This window comes from Campylobacter sp. RM5004, from assembly GCF_022369455.1.
Taxonomy (GTDB): domain Bacteria; phylum Campylobacterota; class Campylobacteria; order Campylobacterales; family Campylobacteraceae; genus Campylobacter_E.
Genome location: NZ_CP059599.1, coordinates 1,796,372 through 1,819,658, shown reverse-complemented (window position 1 = coordinate 1,819,658; position 23,287 = coordinate 1,796,372). Strand labels below are relative to the sequence as shown.

Here is a 23,287-nt window from a genome sequence, read left to right as displayed (position 1 = left end):
TTCCTATTTCAAATTCTTTTCAAACTCCTCCCACATTAAGCGCTCACGCTAATGCTTCTATGAACAATAGAGCTATTGATAGCTCACTTTCAAAGCTAAACTCAGGTTTTAGAATTAATAGTGCTGCTGATGATGCTTCAGGTATGGCAATTGCAGATAGCTTAAGAAGTCAAGCTAGTTCACTTGGTAAGGCTATTATGAATGCTAATGATGCTATTGGTATTATTCAAACAGCTGATAAGGCTATGGATGAGCAAATTAAAATACTTGAAACTATTAAGAATAAAGCTATTCAATCAGCTCAAGATGGTCAAACAACTGAGACAAGAAAGGCGCTTCAAGCTGATATTTCAAGACTTATGGAAGAGCTTGATAATATTGGTAATACTACATCATTTAACGGTCAAAAGCTACTATCTGGAACGTTTTCAAATAAGGAGTTTCAAATTGGTGCTTATTCAAATGAGACTGTTAAGGCTAGTATTGGGGCAACTACAAGTGATAAGATTGGTTTAACTAGGTTTGAGACTGGGCATAATGTGAGGGCGGCGGATTTGACGGGTAGTGTAAGTGTTACCTTTAAAAACGTTGATGGTATCAATGATGTAACTATTGAAAAGGTTCAATTAACTAATGGTAAAGGTGATACTAGTGCTACTACAGGTCTAGGTGCACTAGCAGAAGCAATTAACAAGGCTAGTGATAAGACAGGGATTAAAGCAAGTGTAACTGCTCAAACAGTGTTTGAACAACCTATTAAAGCAGGTGAGACTACTTCAAACTTCTCAATTAATGGCGTTAAGATTGGAACAGTAAATGTTCAAGAAAAAGATGCTAACGGTGCTTTAAGAGCAGCTATTAATGCTGTAAAAGATCAAACAGGGGTTGAAGCTTCTGTAGATACTAAAGGAAGACTTGTTTTAGCTAACAGAGATGGTAGAGGTATTAAGGTTGAGGATAATGTAACAACAAATAAACCTACAACTGATATGCATAGCCTTGTAACACAAGGAGCAACAGGAAATCCTAACGCAAAAAAAGGAGTAGATTTTAATACAGCTGCTACTTGGACAACCGCAGCAGGAACTCCAGCAGGTGGTTCAATATTGATTAAAGAAAACTCGTTTGCAGATGTTAAGAATGCTCATGGAGTGCAAGATGCATTAATTTATAAAGACGGAACAACAAAAGCGGTTAATAACTCAGTTCCATATCAAGAATTAAAGAAAATACAAGATGCACAATCAGGAGCTCTAGATACATTAAAAGATAAATTAAAAGATATTATTAAAACTAATATTTTAGATAAATCTGCAGCTACAGGTCAAGGAACACAAAAAGCGACTTTAGATGGTCATGCATTAACTGCTATTAAAGCAATTGATAATTCGGCAAATTTAAATGCTATCAGCACAGCATTAACAACTTTAGATGGTAATTTAGGTACAGTTAATACTACAATAACAGGGGCAACTCAAGATGCATTTCAAACTGCATTTGCAAGTGCTGTTAAAGATTTTGTAATAGCAACCGATTCAGCAGCTAAAGAAGCTCAGAAAAATTTAAGAGAATCAGGTGCTGACGTTACAGCAGGTGCTGCACAAACATTAAATAATCAACTAAATACATTATTAGCAGGAACTGCGGCTGCTTTAGATACGACTACAGGTTTAGGACAAGCAAATGCTGCCAACGCATTTGCTGCAATTGCAACTTATGCTGGTATTGATAATACTTTTAACACAACAGGAACTCAAGCTTTACAGGGTAGAGAAGTAGATTTTACAAATCTTGCTGCAGAAAAAATAGGTGCTTTAAACCTTGCAGTAAATACCGCTGGAACTTCTGGAATTGAAAAAGAAATTACAGACTTGTTTAATGATTTAAAAACCCAAAAAACAATAGATGGAGCTAACTCAACTATAGATAAAATAAATCAAAAATTAGACAAACTAATTGATGCAGCTGATGGTAAAACTATGGATACTAAAGAAGCTCAAGAAGGTATGGTAGCTCATTCATTTAAGCAATTCTTTGCTGGACTTAAAGCTGGTATAAATGAGCCTACTAAAGCTGGTTTATCAAGTATCGTTGGCTTAGATACAACTAACTCAACTAATATGGGAAGACTTAGTCTAGTTGCAAACAACGGTAGAGATATTCAAGTTGAAGTTAAAGATGCTAATGGCTTTACTACAAACTCAGCTATCGGCTATGATAAGAACGTTAGTGAAGCTACAGTTTCACTAAGAGAGACAAACGCTACTATTAATAAAGCTCAAGCTGATGCAATGGGCTTTAATGCTAATGAATGGCAAGCAGGAGATAATGGCGATAACCAAAACGGCTACGCAGCAGGTGTTATGACACTAAAAGGTGCACAAGCTATGATGAACATTGCTGAAACAGCTCAAAAAGCTCTTGAAGCAATTCGTTCAGACCTTGGTTCTGTTCAAAACCAACTTGTTTCAACTGTAAATAATATTTCAGTTACTCAAGTAAACGTTAAAGCTGCTGAAAGTAATATTAGAGATGTTGACTTTGCAGAAGAAAGTGCTACATTTAGTAAGCACCAAATACTAGCTCAATCAGGTGTTTATGCAATGAGCCAAGCTAACGCTGTTCAACAAAACGTAATGAGATTATTACAGTAGTTTTAATTATTAGAAAAATAATTAAACTAAACTACAAAGGTGCTATTCTTAGCACCTTTTTTACTTCTTTAACTTTTTAAAAAATATAATCAAAAAACATTTTAAACTTTTTAAGAATTTGAAATAAGAATTTGAATTTATCATATTATTTTAATTCACCACTCTTGAGACTATTATTACAAACTAGCAAATAAATTGCTAGTGTGTAATAATAATGCGAGTGAATACTAAGAACTAAGATTTTAAATTTTGTGAATTATTTAGCAAAAGTTTAAATGCTAGATTCCGAATTCAAATTCTTGAAAAATTTTTGGAATTTGAAATAGGAATTTAACTTTCTTATATTATTTTAATAATAAATATTAATTTCATTTTAAGTTAATTTAGTAATAATTCTCAATTTTAAGGAGAATAAATGAAAAGAAAACTATCTTTAATCGCTATTGTTTCATTAGTATATGCAAACGAGATTGATATAGGTGAAATTGATGTAAATAAGCCTATGAATGAAGTTAATAAAGGTGAATATTCAAAATATTCAAGTTATAAAGAATATAATTTCAGTGATACAGAGCCAAATAAAAGAATAGATGAAAGTATCAAGCAAAACTCAAATATTAATTTAAATATGGGGGATAATATTTCTACAAACAAAGCAGAAATCAGCCCAAAAGACTTTAGTATAAATGCAGCGCCGTTTTATCAAAACGCATTTTTAGTAAATGGAATGAGCTTTGATAATGCAATTGATCCAGCAGGTAATCAAAACATAAACGCCTCATCACTTTGGAGAGCACCTGTTATGGGGGCTCAAGGTAGCGTAATTAATATAAATATTTTAAAAAGTTTAAAGATTTTAGATAGCAATATCAGTGCAAAATACGGCAATTTTGAAGGTGGTGTAATTGATACTAAGCTAAAAGATCCTACGAAAAAATTCGGAGCTAGAATATCTACAAGCTATACAGATGGTAATCTTAATAAAATCATAATAGATGAAGAAAATAGAGCTGATTATGAAACAAGTCGTGGCAAAAACATAAATAATAATTTTGTAAAACAAAATCAAAATATTTATTTAGAAAGTCGTTTTAGCGATGATTATGGAATTTTGTTTGATTACTCAAGGACAACTTCAACGATAAAAATGCCAACAAAAAGAGAAGTTTTAGCACAAGGATATTTTTATCCTAATCAAAGCAGAAGAAATGAAAACTTTTTATTAAAAGGCTTTATCGCTTTAGATAATCACATAATTAGACCTAGCGTTATCTATGCTCCTAGCGTTTATAAAGGCTTTTTAGAAGGAGTTATTGATTCTAATTTAGAGGCTAAATTTGGCGGGATAATTTCTAGCGTTGAGCTTTTTAGTGAATTTGATGGCTTTAATATCACTCAAAATTTAGGCTATAGTATTCAAGATAGTGCGAGATATTTTGATAAAAATATGAAATTTGGCTTTTTTACAAACGAGGTTGCAAACTGGGGAACAAGTACTTTTTCTATGAAAGGTGGATATGGCGATATTAAAGAGCGAACAAAAGAATTAAATTATAAGCTTGATTTAGAAAGCGATGTAAAAGAGTTTAAAAATACAGAACATACTTTCTATGCAGGACTTGAGTTAAGTCATAAAAAAGCTAGTTATGAAACCTTAAAACATTTAGCAGAATACTATAATCCTACTATTTTACCTGCTGGCGTGGTTTGTAAAGATGGCGATGTGTTTTGCTTGATGGGTGATGTAGTAGATAGAAAAGGAAACACAGGAGCAGGGCAGTATCTAACAAGAGCAACTTTTACTCCGGAATTTAAAACAGGAATTAGTGCAACTAATTTTGATTTATATTTAGAAGATGATATTAAATACAAAAGATTTAATCTAAGATTAGGTGCAAGGGGAAGTTATGATGGCATTATTAAAAAGTTTAATGTAGCTCCTAGAATTACAAGTGAGTTTGATTTATTAGGCGATGAAAGCAATTTCTTTGGAGCTGGATATAATAGGTATTATGGTAAGAATTTCTTCGCATATAAGCTATATGATAATATTTATTCTTATACGCAGTTTTTAAGTAGAACCGATTATGCTGAAGAGTTTAAGCAAACTGGCGGTAAGAAGAATATGTATAATTTTAATGAGTTAAAACGCTCATTTAATGATGAGTTTAGCGTATTTTATAGGGGTGAGTTTAAAAACACAAAGTTTAGTTTAAAATACTTAAAAAGATTAGGAAAAAATCAAGTGGTTTTAAGTGATAAAGAAACTTTAGGCTTAGCTGATATTGATGATGAAAATTTATCAAAAAATTATAAAGTTTATACTAATTTAGGCACTTCAAAAGCTGATATTATAAGCCTTGATATTGCAAATGCAAAAAGTATTGAAATCTTTAATACCTTAAATGATTTTAGTTTAAGTGCAAGTTATACAAAGAAAAAATCAGATTTTAAAGACTATAGAAGCGATGAAAGAGATAGAAATAATCAAGTTAAATACAATGGCGAAATAATCGCTCAAAAAGACCTTCCGATAATTGATTATTACGATAAATACAAAATCACTTTTTTATATAATTTAAACATTCCTGATTATGGTTTAGGAATTGCAAATTTATTTACATTTACGCCTAGCAAGAAGGCTTTAATTTCTAATTACAATAGAGCCGAACGCATAAGAGAATATGAGCTAATTAAGCTAAACGATCACTTTACTTGGGATATGAATATTGCTTATAAGTACAAGATGAAAAAAGATGTTGAGTTTTTTGCGAATGTAAATATTGAAAACTTATTAAATACAAAAAACAAAATAAACGCAAGCAAAAAAGACGATAAGCTAATATATGATTATGCAAGCGGAAGAAGCATAATGCTAGAAGTTGGATTAAATTATTAATCTTTTTATTCCTATTTTTAAGTTTAAAAATAGGAATAATTTTTCTTAAACTACTTGAAATTCCTATTTTAAATTCCTTTGATTTTGTGCTTGAAATTTGCGGAATTTAAAATAGGAATTTGAATGTTGTAAAGCTTATTTTTAGGCTTAGCATTTACCCTATTTTTAGCTTAAAATTAGCTTAATAGTTAGAAAATTTGTTTGATTTTATGTTAGAAAAAATTTCCCCGCTTTAGGGGGTTGTAAAATTAACATTATTTAAAAAAGAATTTGAAATAGGAATTTGAATTTAAAAGTTGCTTAAGTTTTGTGAGAATTCCTTGGTTTTTTGCATTAGTTTTGATGATTTTATAATTTAGATTATTCGTATTATTTGGGATAAAATCGCAATTAATTTTCTTATCATTCATATAAAAATATTCTTTGCTAATATCTTTTATAAAAGGCTCGTTGTTTAAAAGCACATTTCCATTGCTAAAAGCGTTTAAAAACTCTTGTTTTCTAGTATTTCTAAAATCATAAAACCTAAAGCCTTGCTCTAAACAATGCAAATAAAACTCAAGCTCTTCTTTAATATCAAAATCAATTTTATTTTCTTGAAAAATGCTTTGTTTTTTGGGTTTAAAATTGTAAGTAAAATCACATTTTTTATTATAAATCTTAAAATAATCTTTAGTATAAACGAACCTTAATATCCTTGTTTTTATTTTTAAAAAATATCTTAAATCGCTTTTTAAAAACCCACAAGCAATTATTTTCACGCCTTTAGGAAACGAAAAATCATTTAAAAATGAAATATTTTCTACAAAAACAAAATCAAGTTTGCTTAATTTATTTATATATTTCAATGCTTTTTCATTAAAGATATTTACATGATAAATGTTAGGATTTAAATTAAATGTATCTGTATTGCTAATATATAAAATCAAATATTTTTTGCTTAAATTATTTGCAAGTTCTCTTAAAATTATTTCAATTTCGCTTACATTTGAATAGATATAAAACCCATCAAAATGTTTTGAAAAAACATTATTTAATGATGGATTTTTAAACATTTTAAAGCTTTAAAACACCAGCTTCAATTAAAGAAATTGAGTGGGGCTCAACCACTCTTTGATAAACTTCTTCGCCGTTTTTTAAAAAAAGTATCGTAGGAATATGGCGAATATTTAGCTCTGCTCTAATGTTTTCGTCTTTATCAACATCAACATGATAAAAGCTAATATTAGGATATTTATTGCTAAGTTCTTGCAAAAATGGCTCAGCAATCTTGCAATCTCTACACCAAGGTGCTCCAAAAGCTATAACGCAAGTAGCATTGTCTTTAATCTCTAAAAAGCTTTTATAATCAATTTCTTTCATTGCTTAAGTCCTTGTATTCATCTTTGTTTAAAGTCTTTAGCTCGCAATCAGTCGCAATTGCTGCAACCATTGCACCATTTACGTTACTCATAGTTCTTACCATATCAATAATAGGATCAATCGCAAAAATAACGCCTAATAAATAAAACTTATCCCCAAGCCCAAGCCCAGTAATCATAATAGAAGCTGCAACTATTGAAATACCAGGAATACCTGCGATACTAAGTGAGCCAATTATTGTAATAATTACTATTAAAACAGCACTAGATAAATCAATGCTAAGTCCTGCACTATGCATAACAAAAGCAGCTACTAAACCCACATAATATCCAGCACAGCCACTCATTCCAATGGTTGCACCAAGCCCTGCTACAAAGTTTGCATTGTTTTCGCTTACGCCTAATCTAGTGTGAAGTGTGCGGATTGTTATAGGTAAAACACCTGCTGAACTTCTTGAAGTAAATGCTAATAATAAAACTTCAAAAGCTTTTTTATAATACACGATAGGTGATAAGCCGTGAAATGCTAAAATTATAGAAAATACAATAATCATTAAAATACCACTAGCATAAGTTAAAGCTATGAATAATCCTGCTTCTTTCATTGCTGCTACACCATTTGCAATCAAGACATTTGCAATCATCGCAACAACTGCATAAGGCATAAGAGCAATTATATTTGTAATAACATTCATAATGATTTTATTCATAAATATTATTAGGTTTTTATAAGTGCTAAATATTTCTTTGTTTTCAGCGTTTGCACCAAGTTTTCTTGCCCCTAAAGTGAATAAAAATGCAACCAAAATAACGCCTAAAATATTGTTTTTAGCAAAAGATTCAATTATGTTATTTGGCATTAGACCCAATAAAATAGAGCTTAGAGTTCTTGCTTCTTTAATAGTTTTTGAAGTTTGCACTACCACATCGCTTCCTAGATTAAACATAATTCCTAAGCTAAGACCTATCGCACTTGCAATCGCTGTGGTAAATAAAAGCCAAAATATACTTCTACTAAGAATTGATGATATTTTAATTCCGCCTTCAAGCTTTAATAAAGACGATGAAATGCCAAAAAATACGATAGGAACAATCATAAGCTTTAATAAACTTATAAAAATACTAACTACAAATGAATACCAAATCCTAGTTTGTTCTAGCCATAGAACTTCTTTTGAACTTGCAGGAAAATTAGCTAAATACTGAGCCACAACACCTAAAATTAAACCTAAAACTAAAGCCAAAATCATTCTTTTAGCAAAAGTTATCGTATATGCTAAACGGCTAAGCCAAAAGCAAAGGATTAAATAAATAATTACAAAAGTAATTGACAAAGGTTCTGAAAGGGTAAAAAAGTTAATAAAAAAGTCTTTCATAATTCTCCTTTAATATTTTTAAAAGAGTGATTTTATCTTAAAACAAATTAAAAAAATATAAATATTAAAGGAGTTTATTATTACTAAAATTTAAAAAGAAAGGGAAATGGCGCGGCGGACGGGGCTCGAACCCGCGACCTCCGGCGTGACAGGCCGATATTCTAACCAGCTGAACTACCGCCGCACCGATGAAAATAAATGGTGGTCGCTATAAGACTCGAACTTATGACATCCACCTTGTAAGGGTGGCGCTCTACCAACTGAGCTAAGCGACCAAAAATTGATGGTGTCCTGTGCTGGATTCGAACCAGCGGCCCCCTCATTAAAAGTGAGATGCTCTACCTGCTGAGCTAACAAGACAAATTGAAATAAATGTGAAAGGTTGAATAATACAAAAAAATTATTTAAATGTCAAGCAAAATTTAAAAAATCTTAATTCCTATTTCAAATTCCACGAAAATTTCACAAGAATTTGAAATAGGAATTAGAAAAATAAATAAATATATAATTTTTATAATTAATTAAATAATTTAAGTATAATTTAATAGTAATTAAAACAAGGTATCAAAAAGGAGTAATTATGAAAAGAAGAGATTTTTTAAAAAGCTCAGCCTTTTTAGGCTCATTAGCCTGTATTAAGCCCGTTTTAAGTGCAAATGCATTTACAAACGGGGATAGAAAAAGCGTTTTTTCAGTATGTGAAATGTGTTCTACTCGCTGTCCTATTGAAGTAAGCGTTAAAGATAATAAAGGCGTATTCATTAATGGCAATCCAAAATTTAGCGCAAATAAAACAAGTGTATGTGCAAGGGGCGGTGCAGGAATTAATCAGCTTTATGATAAAAATCGCCTTATAAAGCCACTAATTCGTGTAGGAAAGCGTGGAGAAAATAAATGGCGTGAAGCTAGTTGGGATGAGGCATTAAACCTAGTTGCTACAAAGCTAAACGAAATAAAAGAAAAGCATGGAGCAAAAAGCGTAATATTTACAAGCAAAGCCGGAGAATCTCACACTCATATGAGTAATTTCGCCTGTGCTTACGGAAGTCCTAATATATTTTCACATTATTCAAGCTGTCCGATTACTTATAATATGGTTTTAGAGCATACCTATGGTGGTGGCTTATCAAGAGATTTTGCTAATGCAAAATATATTGTAAATTTCGGTCATAATTTATTTGAAGGTATTGTTATAAGTGATGCTAAAAAATTAGCCAAATTTGCAGCATCAAGTGATACAAAATTACTCGTCCTTGAGCCTAGATTTAGCGTTGTAGCAGCTAAGGCTGATGAATGGCTTCCTATAAAACCAGGAACTGATGTGGCATTTTTAATGGCGTTAATTCATGTATGGCTAAGAGATGAAAAGTATGATAAAGACTTTGTAAAAGAATATTGCATAGGACTTGATGAGCTTAAAGCTAGTGTAAAAGATACAAGCCCTAAATGGCAAGAAAATATAACAGGAATTAGTGCTAAAACGATTGAGCGAATTGCTGATGAAATCTATAAAGCCGCTCCAAAAGTTGTAATTGACTGGGGTCATAAAACCACAACAACTCACGCAGAATATCAACGCACAAGAGCTATTGCAATAGCAAATGCTTTAATGGGAAATTATGAGAAAAAAGGTGGCATTCACACTAGCAAAAATGCAAGTAATCTAAACAAAATCATAGGCGAAAACATTTTCCCTACCCTTGATAATCCTAGCAATGTTTTTAAAGTTCCTAATACTCCTAGAATTGATGGAGCAGGAGAAGAGGGAAGTAAAAATTATTTTGTTTCAAGAAAGCACGGAGTTTTAATGGATATTGCACCTGCTATTTTAAGCGAAAAACCATATCCTATTAAAGCTTGGGTTAATACTAGATTTAATCATTTAGTAAATGTTGCAAATGTAAATGAGAGCTTAAAAGCCATAGAAAAATTAGATTTCATAGTAAGCATTGATGTGTATTTGAATGATTTTAGTAATTTAGCTGATGTGGTATTGCCTGAGAGCTCATATTTAGAAAGAGATGAAAGCATTTTAGGTGTAGGAAATGGCTATTATATGAGAAATAAAGCCGTAGAAGTTATAGGCGATACAAAAAGTGGCTTTGATATATTTAAAGAGCTTGCAAGTATTATGAAAATTGATGAGCTTTACACTTATAAAACAATAGATGAATACAGAATGCAACAAGCTAAAGGTAATGTAGATTTACTTGCAAATCTTAAAAAAGATGGCGTAGTTACCTATAAGGTTCCTAGCCTTTATTTAAGAGAGCCAAAAATAATAAAAGAATTTGCTAAAACCTATCCACAAATAAAAGACAAAATTGATAGCAATGGCGAACTTAGTTCATTAATTAGCTTTAAGACACCTAGTAAAAAAATAGAGCTTTTCATAGAAAAAGTTGAAAAATTATTCCCAGCTCATGGCTCTTTAAATATGGTTGATTATGATGTATTTAATGGCCATGAGTTTTGCCTAACAAGTGGAAAAACTCCAATTCATACAAACGCTCATACTCAAAATATCCCTATTTTAAATGAATTAATGAGTGAAAGTCCTGTATGGATAAATGAGTCTAAAGCTAAAGAATTAGGCTTAAAAGATGGCGATATAGTATATTTAGAAAACGAATTTGGCAAAATACAAGTAAAACTTATGCTAACGCAAGGCATTCGCCCTGATACATTGTTTATTTATCATGGCTTTGGTCGTGTTACTCCAGCACTTAAAAACATTCACGAAGTTGGTGCAAATGATAGTATTTTATTAGGCTCAAAAAGTGGTCATATATGTAGCACAATGGTTACAAATATAGGCGTAGATATTAAAAGGGTATAAAAATGAAAAAGTTTGTAATGATTCACGATGAAAATTTATGTATAGGTTGTCAGGCTTGTAGCGTTGCGTGTAAGAACGAAAATCAAATTCCAAGTGGAGTTTTTAGAGTTCAAGTTCATGCGAAAATGAGCGGAGTTTTTCCAAATCTTAAAACAGATTTTACAAGGGCAAGTTGTGTAATGTGCGAAGATAGCCCGTGTGTTAGCGTATGTCCTACGGGAGCTAGTTTTAAACTAGCAAATGGAATAACTTTAATTGATGAAAAATTATGCGTATCTTGTAAATACTGCGTTCTAGCATGTCCATACAATGCAAGATTTGTTAATCCTATTACAAAAGCGATTGATAAATGCACTTTTTGCTATCCAAACAGAAAAGGTGCAACTCCAGCATGCGTAAGTGTATGTCCTACTGATGCACTAATTTTTGGAGATATAAACGATAGCAATTCAGAAATTAACAAAGTTTTAGCAAGTAAAAGCGTTGAGTATCCGAAAGCTCATTTAGGAACGAAACCAAAACTTGGCTTTATAAAAAACACAAAAGGAGGACGCTATGAATAATATGGCAGGAAGTTTGGCTCAATATAATGAAATTTACTGGCCTTGGCCGATTGCACTATATTTATTTTTAGCAGGGCTTAGTGCTGGATGTTTGATGGTTTCATTAATAGTGAAATTTAATAGATTTTCACACAATACTAATAGTATTTGGGATGCTACGATTAAAGCAGGAGCATTAATTTCTCCACTTGCTATTAGCTTAGGGCTTTTACTTTTAATAGTTGATTTAGGAAAGCCTTTTACATTTTATTTATTGCTAATAAAATACAATTTTACTTCGGTTATGACTTTAGGTGTTTTATTTTTATTAGTTTATACACCTTTAGCGTTTTTGTATGCGTTAATCATTTTTGAGCGTGAGATTGAACTTTATTTTAGGTTCTTAATTCCTATTACAAATTCCATAAGAAAAATGGCTAATTTTGCTAAGATGATTGAATATGTATTGTTTTTCTTAGCTTTATGTGTTGGTGCTTATACGGGATTTTTATTAAGTGCGATTTCTAAAGTTCCTTTATGGAATACTCCGATTTTGCCATTACTTTTTGTAGTTTCTGCGTTTTCATGTGGAATAGCTGCAAATATACTTGTAGGGATTTTGTTTTTTAAAGCTCATTTAAATAAAGAAAACATAAAATATTTATTAGTTTTAGATCTAAGAGCAATAATGCTTGAAATCCCTATCTTGCTTTTACTTTTTGTAGGAATGTATTATAGTGGGGGCGAGAGTTTAATCTCACTTAAGGCTATATTTGCTCATGAGTTTTATTCAAAATTATTTTGGTTTGGTGTGTTAGGAACGGGGCTTATTTTACCTATTTTAATAGCTATTACAGCACTTAAAAACCACGCTTATAAACCTGCATTCATAATAATAAACTCTCTTGCTGTGCTAGTTGGTGTAGTAATGTTAAGATTTTTTATCGTTTATGCAGGGCAAGTTTGCATTAGCTAAAGGTTTTCCTTTAGCTAATAATAGATTTTGGAATTTATCTAAGATAAATTCCAATAAATTTTAATCATAGTCATTACTATTATTTATATACCATTTATCTTTTATCTTTATAAGATTTAATTTATTATCCTTTACATCGCCATTTTTGTATGTTACTACAACTTTAACCTTAGCTAGATTTTCAATTTGTTCTAATCTACTTGCTTCTATTGATTGAATACCACCTTTTTCAGCAACTTCTTTTTTCGCTTTTGCACCATATTCATACTTAATTGCTTCTTTTATTTTTTCTTGCTTTTCGTCTTCTGATTTAAAATAAACACACTTTAAAGCTTGTTCATTTTCTCCTTCAAGCGCTAACTTCGCAAAATTTTTAGCAACTTCTTCAGGAGTTTCACTTCCACAAGCAACGAACATAAAAGCAACAGCTATAAAACTTAATAACTTTTTCATTTTTTCTCCTTTTAATTAATTTTTACGCTTTTTTATAATATTCATTATCACAAATGTTATTACAAATGTTATTGCAAAGGCGATTATGTAAGATATATAGTATTTATCCGTAGTTCCAAAAAATCTAGCTGCATCATACATATCTAAACGATAATCTCTTGTTATATTACCTCCCGCCCAGCTTATAAATATAATTGGTGCAATAAAAAAACCTCCTATAATGCTTGTTACAATACTAATAATAAATGTTTTAATCGTGTATTTTTTCATTTAATCTCCTTAATTTTATGTAACTTCTAAGCTATTATTTAACGCTATAAGTTACAACGCCTTTATTTGTATAAACACTAAACTCTACAACGTCAGAGCATTTATCGCCTATTATTACAAATTCTTTAGTTTCATCAAATTTCATTGGCACTTTATAATCATAATAATATTTTCCATCGTATTTTTCTTTAGCAACTTTTTTTGCTCTTTCACAACTTTCAATATATTCTTTATTTTCTGTTTTTTCTACTCTTTCGTTTATGAGTTTATAATCTTCGCTTTTATCATCTATATCATATTTATACTTATAACCGCAATCTCCTTTGCTTAGTTCTGCCCATTTAACTAGATCTCTGCAATCAAAAATAAATTTATTATCGTAGCATACTTTTGCTGGAGTTTCGCGTGATAACACTCCGTAATCTACTCTAGCTCTTTTATCTAAATCAGCTAAGACAAAATCCGTTACTCTACAAGCATCACTATTTGTCGTAATTCTTTTAATTTCAATATCATCTTTAGCAGTTAGAGATAGGAGTTTGTATGTTTCATATTTTGTTCTTTTAGTTTCAATATCAAACTTAAACGCATCTTGGCTTAATTCCTTTTTTTCATCAGAACAAGCACTTATAAATAATGCCACGCTACAAAAAACACTAGCTGTTAATAACTTTTTCATTAATTCTCCTTAAATATTTTAAAAATAAATATAATACCCCCCCCCAATCTTATATTTAGCTTAATTTTTGATTTTTAAATTAATATTTTTTTAACTATGAAAATTTCGTGGAATTTGAAATAGGAATTAGAAAAATAAATATGTAATTTTTTTATAAATACTTTTGTATTATTTACTTTATATTTACTTAGGGGGGGGGTATAATCTCTTTTTTTAATCAAAAAAAGGAGTAAAAATGGATAAAAATTCTGTTTTAATGTTGCTTGATGGCAAAATTTCTAACGAACAAAAATTTATGCTAAATGACAAGCTAGATAATATCAGTGAAGAAAAGCTTAAAAATTTGCCTTTAATACCGCTTAAAAGCCCTATTTTAGCTGTTGTTTTAGGATTTTTCTTTGGTTGGCTTGGTGTTGATAGGTTTTATCAAGGCAGCTTCGGACTTGGTATTTTAAAATTAGCACTTTTTATTATTGGTTGTATTACAACTTTTATTTTTATAGGTGTTTTTGTTTTATGGGCATTAGGAATTTATGTTTTGATAGATTTATATTTTGTATATAAAGCAGTGCAAAATGACAATTATCAAAAAATATCACAAATGATATAACAAGGAACTTAAAATGACTGAGTTTATGATTAGTGATAATGCTAAAGAATTAGTAAAAAATAAAGCTGAATTAAGGACAAAATTAGCTGATTTTTTCGGTGAATTACCAAATGCAGAAATTGTTGATGAACTATGCGATGCAGCAAAATACTATACAAATAATGGCGAATCAAATATAGCTAAATATTCTTTTAGATTAAAAGATTTTAGCCTACCTACTATGATTTTTAGCTATTTTGCGTATGCTTATAGGTCAATGTGGATTCATACTGCAATTTTAGTTTTAGCTTTTACATTAGGTTCAAGTGTTATTTGGTGGCTAACATCGTTTTTTGGTGCTTCTTTTATATATATTTCTATTACTATGATTGTGGCTGCGAGTTATAAGTTTGTATTATTAAAAGAATTTTTTACTAAATACGAAGTTACACCTATAACAGGTATTAGAGCAAGAAAATTAAAAAACATTTTAATTGTAATCGGTGCTATTGCTGCTGTTGCAATTATTATAAAATTAATTTCTATGTTTGTTTTAGGAGCTGCTTTATTTTCTCTAGGTAATAGTAGATACTATTAATTTATGAAATTATTTGCGTAATTTACGGATTTAAATTCTAGTGGAATTTAAATCCATATGAGTTTGGAATTTATCTAAGATAAATTCTAATAAGCTTTAAGCTAAAATTACTTTTTCACATACCAAGAACCATTTATTTTCACTAAATCTATTAAACCATTGTCCTTATCGCCGTTGTTATACATTACTACAACTTTAACCTGAGCTACATTTTCAGCTTCATTTACTATAGAAGTTTCTATTACTTTTACGCCACTTTTTGTATTGATAAATTCTTTATCTCTTTTTATACTATTAATGACTTCTTTCAAATATCTTTGTCTTTCATCTTCTGTTTTGTAGTAAGCACATTTAGCAACTTGTTTTACATCTTCTTTAATATATGCTTGCATACATTTTTTAACTACAACATCAGGGGTATCGCCCCCACAAGCAACGAGCATAAAAACAAGCATTATAAAACTTAATAATTTTTTCATAAAATCTCCTAAAATTTGTAATAAAACAATAGTCTTTCCATATTAATATTTATTATTAATTTTTGTTTTATTAGAAGTTTGAATTTCCTATTTTAAATTCTAGGAATTTAAAATAGGAATTAGAGATTAAAAGCTCTTTCTTAAAGTCATATTAAATGAATAATCCACATTCAAATCACCAAAAAATGTTCTTTCAAACTCGGTCATTAATCTTAGATTATTCGTAAAGTAGTAGTTAAATGAAGCATTTGTTAGCATTCTTGCATCTTTTTTTCCTTCAATTTGTCTTATAACATTTAAATCTCTTATGGTTTTATCGCCACTTTTAATTAAATCAGCTGCAAGTCCAACGCCAAACCTAAAGCCAAATCTTGAATCCTCACTACTTTGCTTACCAAAACTTAGCATAGTTTTTGTGTTTAGTGGAATAAAGCTCTTGCTTTCTAGCTTGATATGCTCTTCTTTATTTTCTAATTTAATAGCACTTACATAACCACTAATTAGCTCAACGCTAGGCTCTAAATAATAATCATTCATATAAAATCTATTGCCTAATTCAATACTTGCTACAAGGTTTTTTGAATGATTGTTTGCCTTAATATGAACTGCTTTATTATTGCCATTGTTTAGCGTTAAGGTGTAGTCGTTTTTATAATCAGCATATTTTGCAATCATATCAATATAAAAGCCATTGTTAAATAAAAAGCTTGAATAAAGTCCCCCGCCTATGCCTTTTACTTTACCTTCTAAAATATTTTTAGTATCTAGCTTATAAATAGAATTAGTAAAAATTATTCCTGCGTAAGCGTTAAAATCATCAAATTCGCTAATCTTATCAGCTCCGATTTGTAGCTCATAATATTTGGTTTTATTATCTTTTAAATATGTACTTGCTCCGCCGTAATTTCTTATCCAAACTCCACCATTAGCTACCTCATCTCTTAGCTCTCCCATACGCTTTTGCATATTGTTCCATTCTAAAACATAGTTAAAAAATGCTTGATTTAGCGTATTTTTTGCTGTGTTTATTGCTGTTTCTTTTTCTTTTACGAAGAAGTATTCTTTGTAATGACCTGGAGTTTCTGTATTGCTTGGATTATTCTCAGGCTTTGGATCAAATGGAACGCTTGGAGTAATCGGTGTGCTTGGCTCTAATGGAATTAACGGAATATCAGGTTTATTTTCTGGTTTTTCTATCGGTGTGCTAGGCTCAATCGGAGTTAATGGAATATCAGGTGTAACAGGCTTACTTGGTTCAATCGGAGTTAATGGAATATCAGGTTTGTTTTCTGGCTCACTTGGATCAGTTGGAGTGCTTGGCGTTGTGATTTTTTCTAAATACCACTTAGCCGTGCCGTTTTCATCATAATACTTCACATTTGGCTTAAGGTCTGCAAATACCGAGCTTTCACCTTTAATATCAAAATAATTTTCGCTAACTATTGTAGAGTTTGCTAAACTTGCTAAAAGTAGCTTATCAGCACCATTTAAAAAGTCTTTTTGAATTAGTAGAGTATTGTTAGCTCCACTTGTGCTTTTGCTTATATTTAGTGCATTTTCTGTGCTTTCATAAATATAAGTTGTATTGTTTGAATTAAGGCTAGATGCGTTTATATTAGCATTTATAATAGCACCATTAAACTCAAGGCTAGAAGTATCATCAGCTGTGATTTTGCCTTTGTAGTTTGTGCCGTTTAGTAGGCTTAGCTTTGAATTAGTCTTTAAATCAAAATCTGAATTTATAAATATATTTTTTGCAACGCTCTCGCCACTGCTTACCTTTTCTTGATATTTCATATTTGTGTGATAACTTTCATATTCATCACTACCTGCCATTGAATCTGATTTAGGAACATAAACTATATTTTCTCCATCAAGCCCATCAATATAAGCTAAATTTTTGCCTATTGTTATTGTTGAAGAAGTGGAATTTATAATAGGAATTTCAACACTTGAATGCTTTAAGATATCAAGATTTGCATTATTAAGAGTTAGGCTATTCATCTTATAAAGTCTATCTTCCCAATCTTGCTGATCTAATCTTGTAGGAGTAGTAAATACATCTTCGCCTGTTGATTGCTTGATTTTGCTAGCTGTTGTGGTATCTACATAATTATGCACTACAGGATGACCTTGAAAAGCTAGATTTCCATCTTTAAATTCCATATCTTGAATATCAAGCCCACCATCATAAACAGCGTATTTATCAGTCTTATTATTATGGTTTTGAGTTATTTTGATATTACCTTTAATATTTCCGTGATAAATTGTATTTGTAGATTCATTTGTAGCAAATTTGTTGATATTTAATGTGCTTAATGTAGTGCTAGTATTTGTTACAACTGCATTATTATCACTTGCATAAAAATTGTTAAAATTAATACTATTACCGTTTAAATCAAACTTACCAGCATTATCTCCAAAATACAAATAATTAGTATTTATTTGACTTGCATTATTTATCTTAAGGCTTGAATTATTTGTCATATAAATACTTCCAAAAGTATTTTGCCATCCTGTGCTGTGAAGTTCAACTTCTCCACCGCCTATTCTAAGTCCGGCATTTGGGCTACTTGAATGGATATTTAGTTTTCCATTTCCAACTTTATGTAAATAATCATTTTTTGCTGTTTTTGCATAATAATTTACAACTGAATTATTTCCTATATCTAATCCACCATGTAAAAAGTCAAAATTACCTTTAATATCATAAGTTAAATTATCTTTTATGATTAAGGCACTTGAGCCTAAATCAGCATTAGCACTAAGAGTTAAAGAGCCGCCTTGTATGTAAATATCTTTATCTTTTTCCATAGCTTTGGTTCTATCGTTGTAGTTTGCTTGGGTTTGATTAGCGGTTTTTGTATCATAATAATGCTTAAACGATAAAGCTCCCATAGTTTTTTCTAGCTCGTTTGTTCCATCTTTTAAACTATTTGCATCAAGGCTTAAATTAGCTGATGAAGTTACGCTATGAGCTTTATCAAAAGCTTCAGTAGTATTGTAATTTATACCATGATAAGACATATAAGTACATTGTCCATTGCCATCAGCTGCACTACTTCCAGCACAATCAGTTGCAGCTGCAAACCCTACCATAAGCCATTTTTTATCTTGATTATCCCAAACATATAAAGCACTTCCACTATCGCCTTCAGACCCCACACTTGAAAACGGCACCCTACCGGTATCATCATAATAGCCTTTTGTATAAATTGCTCTTTCATACTTTAAGCTATCTTCTTTAGATATTTCTACAAGCCCGCCTGTAAAATATTTGCTAGCGTCAGCAATATTTATAGCATCATTTTTATTTTCGGTTATTTTTTGATACCCTGTACCACTTCTTACAAACAAAGTGTATCTATCACTATTAAAATATTCGGCTTTACCACTCGTGCTAGTTTTATTCTCATAACTTATATCTTTGTTATTTTCATCATATACTTTTACAGGACTAAGCTCTGCTTTGTGATTTAGATTTACCTTACTCATTCTAAGTGCTGCAAAATCTTCTATGTCTGTTCTGTGGCATTTTTTTCCCTGACAAGGTGTATCTTGACCAAAATAATCAGCAAAATCATTTGATGCACTTACAACTCTAGAGCCTACCCCACCAAATTCTAATATTGTTCCTTGCCTAACTAAATAAGGATTACCATGCGAATCTTTTATTACCTCACTTATCATATGAGCTGCAGTTAAAACTTTATTAGCACCGATATTTGAGTATTCGCCTTTCATAACGCCTGTTTTATTACTTGCTCCAAAATCAATCATAGGCATAGGAGCAAAACTATCTACTGTGATCTTGCCATCTTTAGACGTTACGCTTAATCCTGTTGCTCCGGCTTTAAACTTACCCTTATTAGCTCCAAAATCAAGATAATCTTGATATGAAAATCTTTTATCAACCGCACTAGCATTTAAACTAGAATATAAAATACTTATTAAAACTAATGATTTTTTTAACATTTTCATTCCTTGGAAAAAATTAGCTTATTTTATAATGTGTTTAATTAAAAAGATATTAGGCAAGAGCCTAATATGTAGTTATTTTTGTAATCTATTTGCGTTATCACAACCTACGCTAAGACCTAAAGCGCAAGCTAATTGATAATAATAGCTAGCAGCTTGAACATTTTGTGCGTTTGATGTGCCTTGCAATAAAGTATTTGCGATATTTAAACAAGCATTAGCATTTTTGTTTGCAATGCAATTTGTTTGCTCATCTTTTAAATTAGGATTTAAAGCAGTTTGAAGAGCTAAATTGATTAGATTATTTTTTACAATCTCGCCTTCTTGTTTATCAGCCGTGCAAGCACTAAATAAAAATAATGAACTAGCAATTAAAATAATTTTTTTCATAAAATCTCCTTAAAAAATCGCTAATTATAAGCAAAATAACATAAATTTATATTAATTTTGTATGATAAATAAAATTTATTTTAAAGGCTTTTAAATGACATTTTCAGAAATTATTTTAAACTTACAAAAGTATTGGTGCGAGCAAGGTTGTGCTCTAATTCAGCCTTATGACTTTCCTGCTGGAGCTGGGACATTTCATCCACAAACATTCTTAAAATCACTTGGCACTAAGCCACATAATGTTTGTTATGTTGCTCCATCACGCCGTCCAACTGATGGAAGATACGGAGAAAACCCAAATCGCTTAGGTGCTTATTATCAATTTCAAGTTTTAATGAAGCCAAGTCCAGCGAATATTCAAGATTTATATTTAAATAGCTTAAAAGTTTTAGGAATTGATTTAAATAAACACGATGTAAGATTTATTGAAGATAACTGGGAAAGCCCATCTTTAGGAGCTTGGGGGCTTGGTTGGGAAGTATGGCTTGATGGTATGGAAGTTACTCAATTTACTTATTTTCAACAAGTTGGGGGATTTTCTTGCGATTTAATTAGTGCTGAGATTACTTATGGACTTGAACGCCTTGCAATGTATATTCAAGATATTGATAATGTTTATGATATAAACTGGGGCGGTGGATTAACATATGCTGATGTTCATAAGCAAGGTGAGTTTGAATATTCTAAGTTTAACTTTGAATTAGCAAATGCTTCAAGACTTAAAGAAATGTTTGATATATCATATAATGAAGCAAGAGCGGTGCTTGATTTAGGCTACTCATTACCTGCATATGATTATTGCTTAATGTGCGCTCATTTATTTAATACCCTTGATGCAAGGGGTGCAATTAGCGTAGCTCAAAGACAAGATTTCATGCTAAAAATTAGAGAGCTTAGCAAAGATTGTGCAAGCGTGTATTTAAAAAGCCAAGAAAATAAATAATTTTAAAGAATTTGAATTAGGAATTACAATAATTAAAAATCAAATTCCTATTTCAAATTCCACGATTTTTCAAAGAATTTAAAGCCTAATTCAATCTTAATTAATGGTAAATCATAAAAGTCCTATAATGAAAAAAAGGAGAAATTATGAAAAAAGTTATCATTATAAACGGAGCAATCCCTTATCTTCACGCAAAAGGTCTTCTAGGTTCTAGCTTATGCGAAATAGCAAAAGAAACTTTAATTAATCTTGGTTTTAATGTAGAAACCACAAACATTGCAAATGGCTATGATATAGAAGAAGAAGTAGAAAAATTAGCAAATGCAAACTACTGGATATGGCAAATACCTGGCTGGTGGATGGCTGAGCCATGGGCTGTTAAAAAATATATAGATGAAGTTTTTACACAAAGTAAAGGAAGACTTTATGTAAATGATGGAAGAACTAGAAGTGATGAGAGCAAAAAATACGGCTCAGGTGGAAGTGCATTTGATAAAAAATATATGCTTTCTTGGACTTGGAATTTACCTAAGAGTGCGTTTAATGAAGGTGAATTTTTTGATGGAAGAGATATTGATGAAGTATGCTATCACTTACATAAATCGTTTGAGTTTTTAGGTATGAAAAGACTTCCTACATTTATGTGTAATGATGTGATTAAAAATCCTGATATTAAAAAATTTCAAGAAGATTATAAAGCACATATTTATAATACTTTTAAAGATTTAGCTTAAGCTCATATTTTAGATTTATCCTAGATAAATCTAAAAACTAATAATTTCTTAATACCTTTAAAAGATGTTACTAAAAGTAACAAATCCTTACTTCTAATCTCTTGCTTTTTGGTTTATGTATGCCGTTTAGATAAAATCAAATATTTTTGGAGGTTAAAAATGGATTTATTTTTATCATTTATCGGATTTTTTGGACTTGGGCTAATTGTTTGGCTTCTTTTAAAAGACAAAACCACACCTGCTCTTGCTTTTATTTTAGTTAGTGCTTTTGTAGGTGCTTTGCTTATGATAATGGATGCTAGTGGTTTTGGAGTTGGCAAGGCTTTAGGGGTTAAAGGAGATGTTTTAAGCTTTAAAGTAATGAAAGGTTTCATTGCTGATGGTGTAAAAAGCGTTAGCAATACAGCCGCATTGTTTGTATTCTCAATACTTTTCTTTAGCACCTTAAGTGCTAGTGGGTTTTTTAATAGGATAATTAATTTCTTGCTTAGCAAGATTACTCCTAATGTTTATATGATTACAATCCTAACTTCACTTATGGCAATGTTCGTTCATCTTGATGGTAGTGGGGCAGCTACTTTTCTTATCGTAATTCCTGCATTACTTCCTATATATGAGCGTTTAAATATGAGAAGATCATCTCTTCTTTTAATTTGTGCAAGTGCTATGGGTGTTATGAACGTTCTTCCTTGGGGAGGTCCAACTCTTAGAGCTGCTTCTGTTATAAAAGCTGATGCAAATGATTTATGGCATCAACTAATCCCTATGCAGGTTTTAGGTCTTGTTTTAGCACTTGCTTTAGCGATATTTATAGGCTATCAAGAAAAAAAGCGTGGAGCTGGTGGAAATCTTGAAGGCATAAAACTTGAAATTGAAAAAAGCGAATATCAAAACGATAAATTCTTTTGGGTAAATGTGTTTTTGTTAATAGCTGTTATTGCTGCTTTAGTTATAAATGTATTGCCTTCTTATGTATGCTTTATGATAGGTTTTGCAATTGCCTTGCCGCTAAATTATCCTGATTTAAAAATAGCAAAAAAAGTTATGGATAAAGCAAGTGGTGGTGCTATTATGATGTATATTACATTAATAGGAGCAGGTATTTTAATCGGTGTATTTGATAAAAGTGGAATTATGAATAAAATGGGCTCATCTTTGCTAACCTTAATTCCAAATGAATACGGCAATTTAATACCTTTAATAATAGGCTTACTAGCTGTTCCTATGGCATTAATCTTCTGCACGGATTCTTATTTTTATGGCGTTATGCCTGTGGTTTTAAGCGTTACAAATGCTTTTGGAATAGACCCAATGAACCTTGCTATTATTATGGTTTTAGCTAGAAACTGCGCTACATTTATTAGCCCTGTTGTTCCTGCTACATTACTTGGTTGTGGTCTTGCTGATGTTGCTATTAAAGATCATATAAAACGCTCATTTTTTTATATTTGGGGCATTAGTTTTATTTGCTTAATTTTTGGCTATCTTACAGGAATAATCCCACAATTATTTTAAACCAAATTCCTA

General features: G+C 30.8%; 19 protein-coding genes and 3 tRNA genes. 10 read left to right on the top strand and 12 right to left on the bottom strand.

Features of this window, described 5'->3' with window-relative positions; translation table 11 throughout:
* Window positions 1–5 precede the first annotated feature (5 nt).
* Window positions 6–2,654, top strand: coding sequence for a flagellin (locus tag AVANS_RS09015; protein ID WP_275583464.1), 2,649 nt, complete (start codon window positions 6–8; stop codon window positions 2,652–2,654).
* A 415-nt stretch (window positions 2,655–3,069) separates the two neighbouring features.
* A complete protein-coding gene (locus tag AVANS_RS09010) occupies window positions 3,070–5,553 on the top strand; it encodes a TonB-dependent receptor (RefSeq protein ID WP_239817547.1) in 2,484 nt (827 codons plus the stop codon).
* A 254-nt stretch (window positions 5,554–5,807) separates the two neighbouring features.
* Here the strand turns inward: AVANS_RS09010 and AVANS_RS09005 are convergent, their stop codons facing one another.
* The 6 genes from AVANS_RS09005 to AVANS_RS08980 form a co-directional block, all read right to left on the bottom strand.
* The gene (locus AVANS_RS09005; RefSeq protein ID WP_239817546.1) at window positions 5,808–6,608 is read right to left on the bottom strand and encodes a hypothetical protein; all 801 of its coding nucleotides are present in this window, start codon (window positions 6,606–6,608) and stop codon (window positions 5,808–5,810) included.
* Between the two features lies 1 nt (window position 6,609).
* On the bottom strand, window positions 6,610–6,915 hold the full coding sequence (locus AVANS_RS09000; protein WP_239817545.1) for a thioredoxin family protein: 306 nt from the start codon (window positions 6,913–6,915) through the stop codon (window positions 6,610–6,612).
* Window positions 6,902–8,290, bottom strand: coding sequence for a cation:dicarboxylase symporter family transporter (locus AVANS_RS08995; protein WP_239817544.1), 1,389 nt, complete (start codon window positions 8,288–8,290; stop codon window positions 6,902–6,904). Before AVANS_RS08995 ends, AVANS_RS09000 begins: the two co-directional genes overlap by 14 nt.
* 107 nt (window positions 8,291–8,397) lie before the next feature.
* Window positions 8,398–8,474: transfer RNA gene (locus tag AVANS_RS08990), tRNA-Asp, on the bottom strand.
* A 15-nt stretch (window positions 8,475–8,489) separates the two neighbouring features.
* Window positions 8,490–8,565 (bottom strand) — tRNA-Val (locus tag AVANS_RS08985).
* 9 nt (window positions 8,566–8,574) lie between these two features.
* Window positions 8,575–8,650 (bottom strand) — tRNA-Lys (locus AVANS_RS08980).
* Between the two features lie 220 nt (window positions 8,651–8,870).
* On the opposite strand from AVANS_RS08980, the gene phsA reads away from it, so the two are divergent.
* The 3 genes from phsA to nrfD are packed head-to-tail and all read left to right on the top strand — an operon-like array spanning window position 8,871 to window position 12,647.
* On the top strand, window positions 8,871–11,129 hold the full coding sequence (gene phsA, locus AVANS_RS08975) for a thiosulfate reductase PhsA (RefSeq protein WP_239817543.1): 2,259 nt from the start codon (window positions 8,871–8,873) through the stop codon (window positions 11,127–11,129).
* Between the two features lie 2 nt (window positions 11,130–11,131).
* Window positions 11,132–11,692 carry a 4Fe-4S dicluster domain-containing protein gene (locus AVANS_RS08970; RefSeq protein ID WP_239817542.1) on the top strand — a complete coding sequence of 187 codons (561 nt, stop codon included), beginning with the start codon at window positions 11,132–11,134 and terminating at the stop codon, window positions 11,690–11,692.
* Window positions 11,685–12,647, top strand: a complete 963-nt coding sequence (gene nrfD / locus AVANS_RS08965; protein ID WP_239817541.1) for an NrfD/PsrC family molybdoenzyme membrane anchor subunit — start codon at window positions 11,685–11,687, stop codon at window positions 12,645–12,647. Before AVANS_RS08970 ends, nrfD begins: the two co-directional genes overlap by 8 nt.
* A 60-nt stretch (window positions 12,648–12,707) precedes the next feature.
* On the opposite strand, the gene AVANS_RS08960 is transcribed toward nrfD, so the two are convergent.
* The 3 genes from AVANS_RS08960 to AVANS_RS08950 are packed head-to-tail and all read right to left on the bottom strand — an operon-like array spanning window position 12,708 to window position 14,049.
* Complete coding sequence (locus AVANS_RS08960) at window positions 12,708–13,100, bottom strand: DUF4878 domain-containing protein (RefSeq protein ID WP_239817540.1); 393 nt, start codon at window positions 13,098–13,100, stop codon at window positions 12,708–12,710.
* A gap of 15 nt (window positions 13,101–13,115) precedes the next feature.
* Complete coding sequence (locus AVANS_RS08955; RefSeq protein ID WP_239817539.1) at window positions 13,116–13,370, bottom strand: hypothetical protein; 255 nt, start codon at window positions 13,368–13,370, stop codon at window positions 13,116–13,118.
* Window positions 13,371–13,404: 34 nt separating this feature from the next.
* On the bottom strand, window positions 13,405–14,049 hold the full coding sequence (locus tag AVANS_RS08950; RefSeq protein WP_239817538.1) for a hypothetical protein: 645 nt from the start codon (window positions 14,047–14,049) through the stop codon (window positions 13,405–13,407).
* Between the two features lie 235 nt (window positions 14,050–14,284).
* On the opposite strand from AVANS_RS08950, the gene AVANS_RS08945 reads away from it, so the two are divergent.
* Both AVANS_RS08945 and AVANS_RS08940 read left to right on the top strand, forming a co-directional pair.
* Window positions 14,285–14,659: a TM2 domain-containing protein gene (locus AVANS_RS08945; protein WP_239817537.1), complete on the top strand. Its 375-nt coding sequence runs from the start codon at window positions 14,285–14,287 to the stop codon at window positions 14,657–14,659.
* A 13-nt stretch (window positions 14,660–14,672) separates the two neighbouring features.
* Window positions 14,673–15,236, top strand: coding sequence for a hypothetical protein (locus AVANS_RS08940; protein WP_239817536.1), 564 nt, complete (start codon window positions 14,673–14,675; stop codon window positions 15,234–15,236).
* Between the two features lie 107 nt (window positions 15,237–15,343).
* Here AVANS_RS08940 and AVANS_RS08935 read toward each other — a convergent pair whose 3' ends face one another.
* The 3 genes from AVANS_RS08935 to AVANS_RS08925 all read right to left on the bottom strand — a co-directional run bounded on the left by AVANS_RS08935 (window position 15,344) and on the right by AVANS_RS08925 (window position 20,083).
* A complete protein-coding gene (locus tag AVANS_RS08935) occupies window positions 15,344–15,715 on the bottom strand; it encodes a DUF4878 domain-containing protein (protein ID WP_239817535.1) in 372 nt (123 codons plus the stop codon).
* 126 nt (window positions 15,716–15,841) lie between these two features.
* Window positions 15,842–19,690 carry a S6 family peptidase gene (locus AVANS_RS08930; RefSeq protein ID WP_239817534.1) on the bottom strand — a complete coding sequence of 1,283 codons (3,849 nt, stop codon included), beginning with the start codon at window positions 19,688–19,690 and terminating at the stop codon, window positions 15,842–15,844.
* A 78-nt stretch (window positions 19,691–19,768) separates the two neighbouring features.
* Window positions 19,769–20,083 carry a hypothetical protein gene (locus AVANS_RS08925; protein WP_239817533.1) on the bottom strand — a complete coding sequence of 105 codons (315 nt, stop codon included), beginning with the start codon at window positions 20,081–20,083 and terminating at the stop codon, window positions 19,769–19,771.
* Between the two features lie 94 nt (window positions 20,084–20,177).
* Between AVANS_RS08925 and glyQ the strand changes: the two genes are divergently transcribed.
* The 3 genes from glyQ (at window position 20,178) to AVANS_RS08910 (ending at window position 23,275) form a co-directional block, all read left to right on the top strand.
* Window positions 20,178–21,026, top strand: coding sequence for a glycine--tRNA ligase subunit alpha (gene glyQ / locus AVANS_RS08920; protein ID WP_239817532.1), 849 nt, complete (start codon window positions 20,178–20,180; stop codon window positions 21,024–21,026).
* A 146-nt stretch (window positions 21,027–21,172) separates the two neighbouring features.
* A complete protein-coding gene (locus AVANS_RS08915) occupies window positions 21,173–21,760 on the top strand; it encodes an NAD(P)H-dependent oxidoreductase (protein ID WP_239817531.1) in 588 nt (195 codons plus the stop codon).
* 159 nt (window positions 21,761–21,919) lie between these two features.
* The gene (locus tag AVANS_RS08910; protein WP_239817530.1) at window positions 21,920–23,275 is read left to right on the top strand and encodes an SLC13 family permease; all 1,356 of its coding nucleotides are present in this window, start codon (window positions 21,920–21,922) and stop codon (window positions 23,273–23,275) included.
* Window positions 23,276–23,287 lie beyond the last annotated feature (12 nt).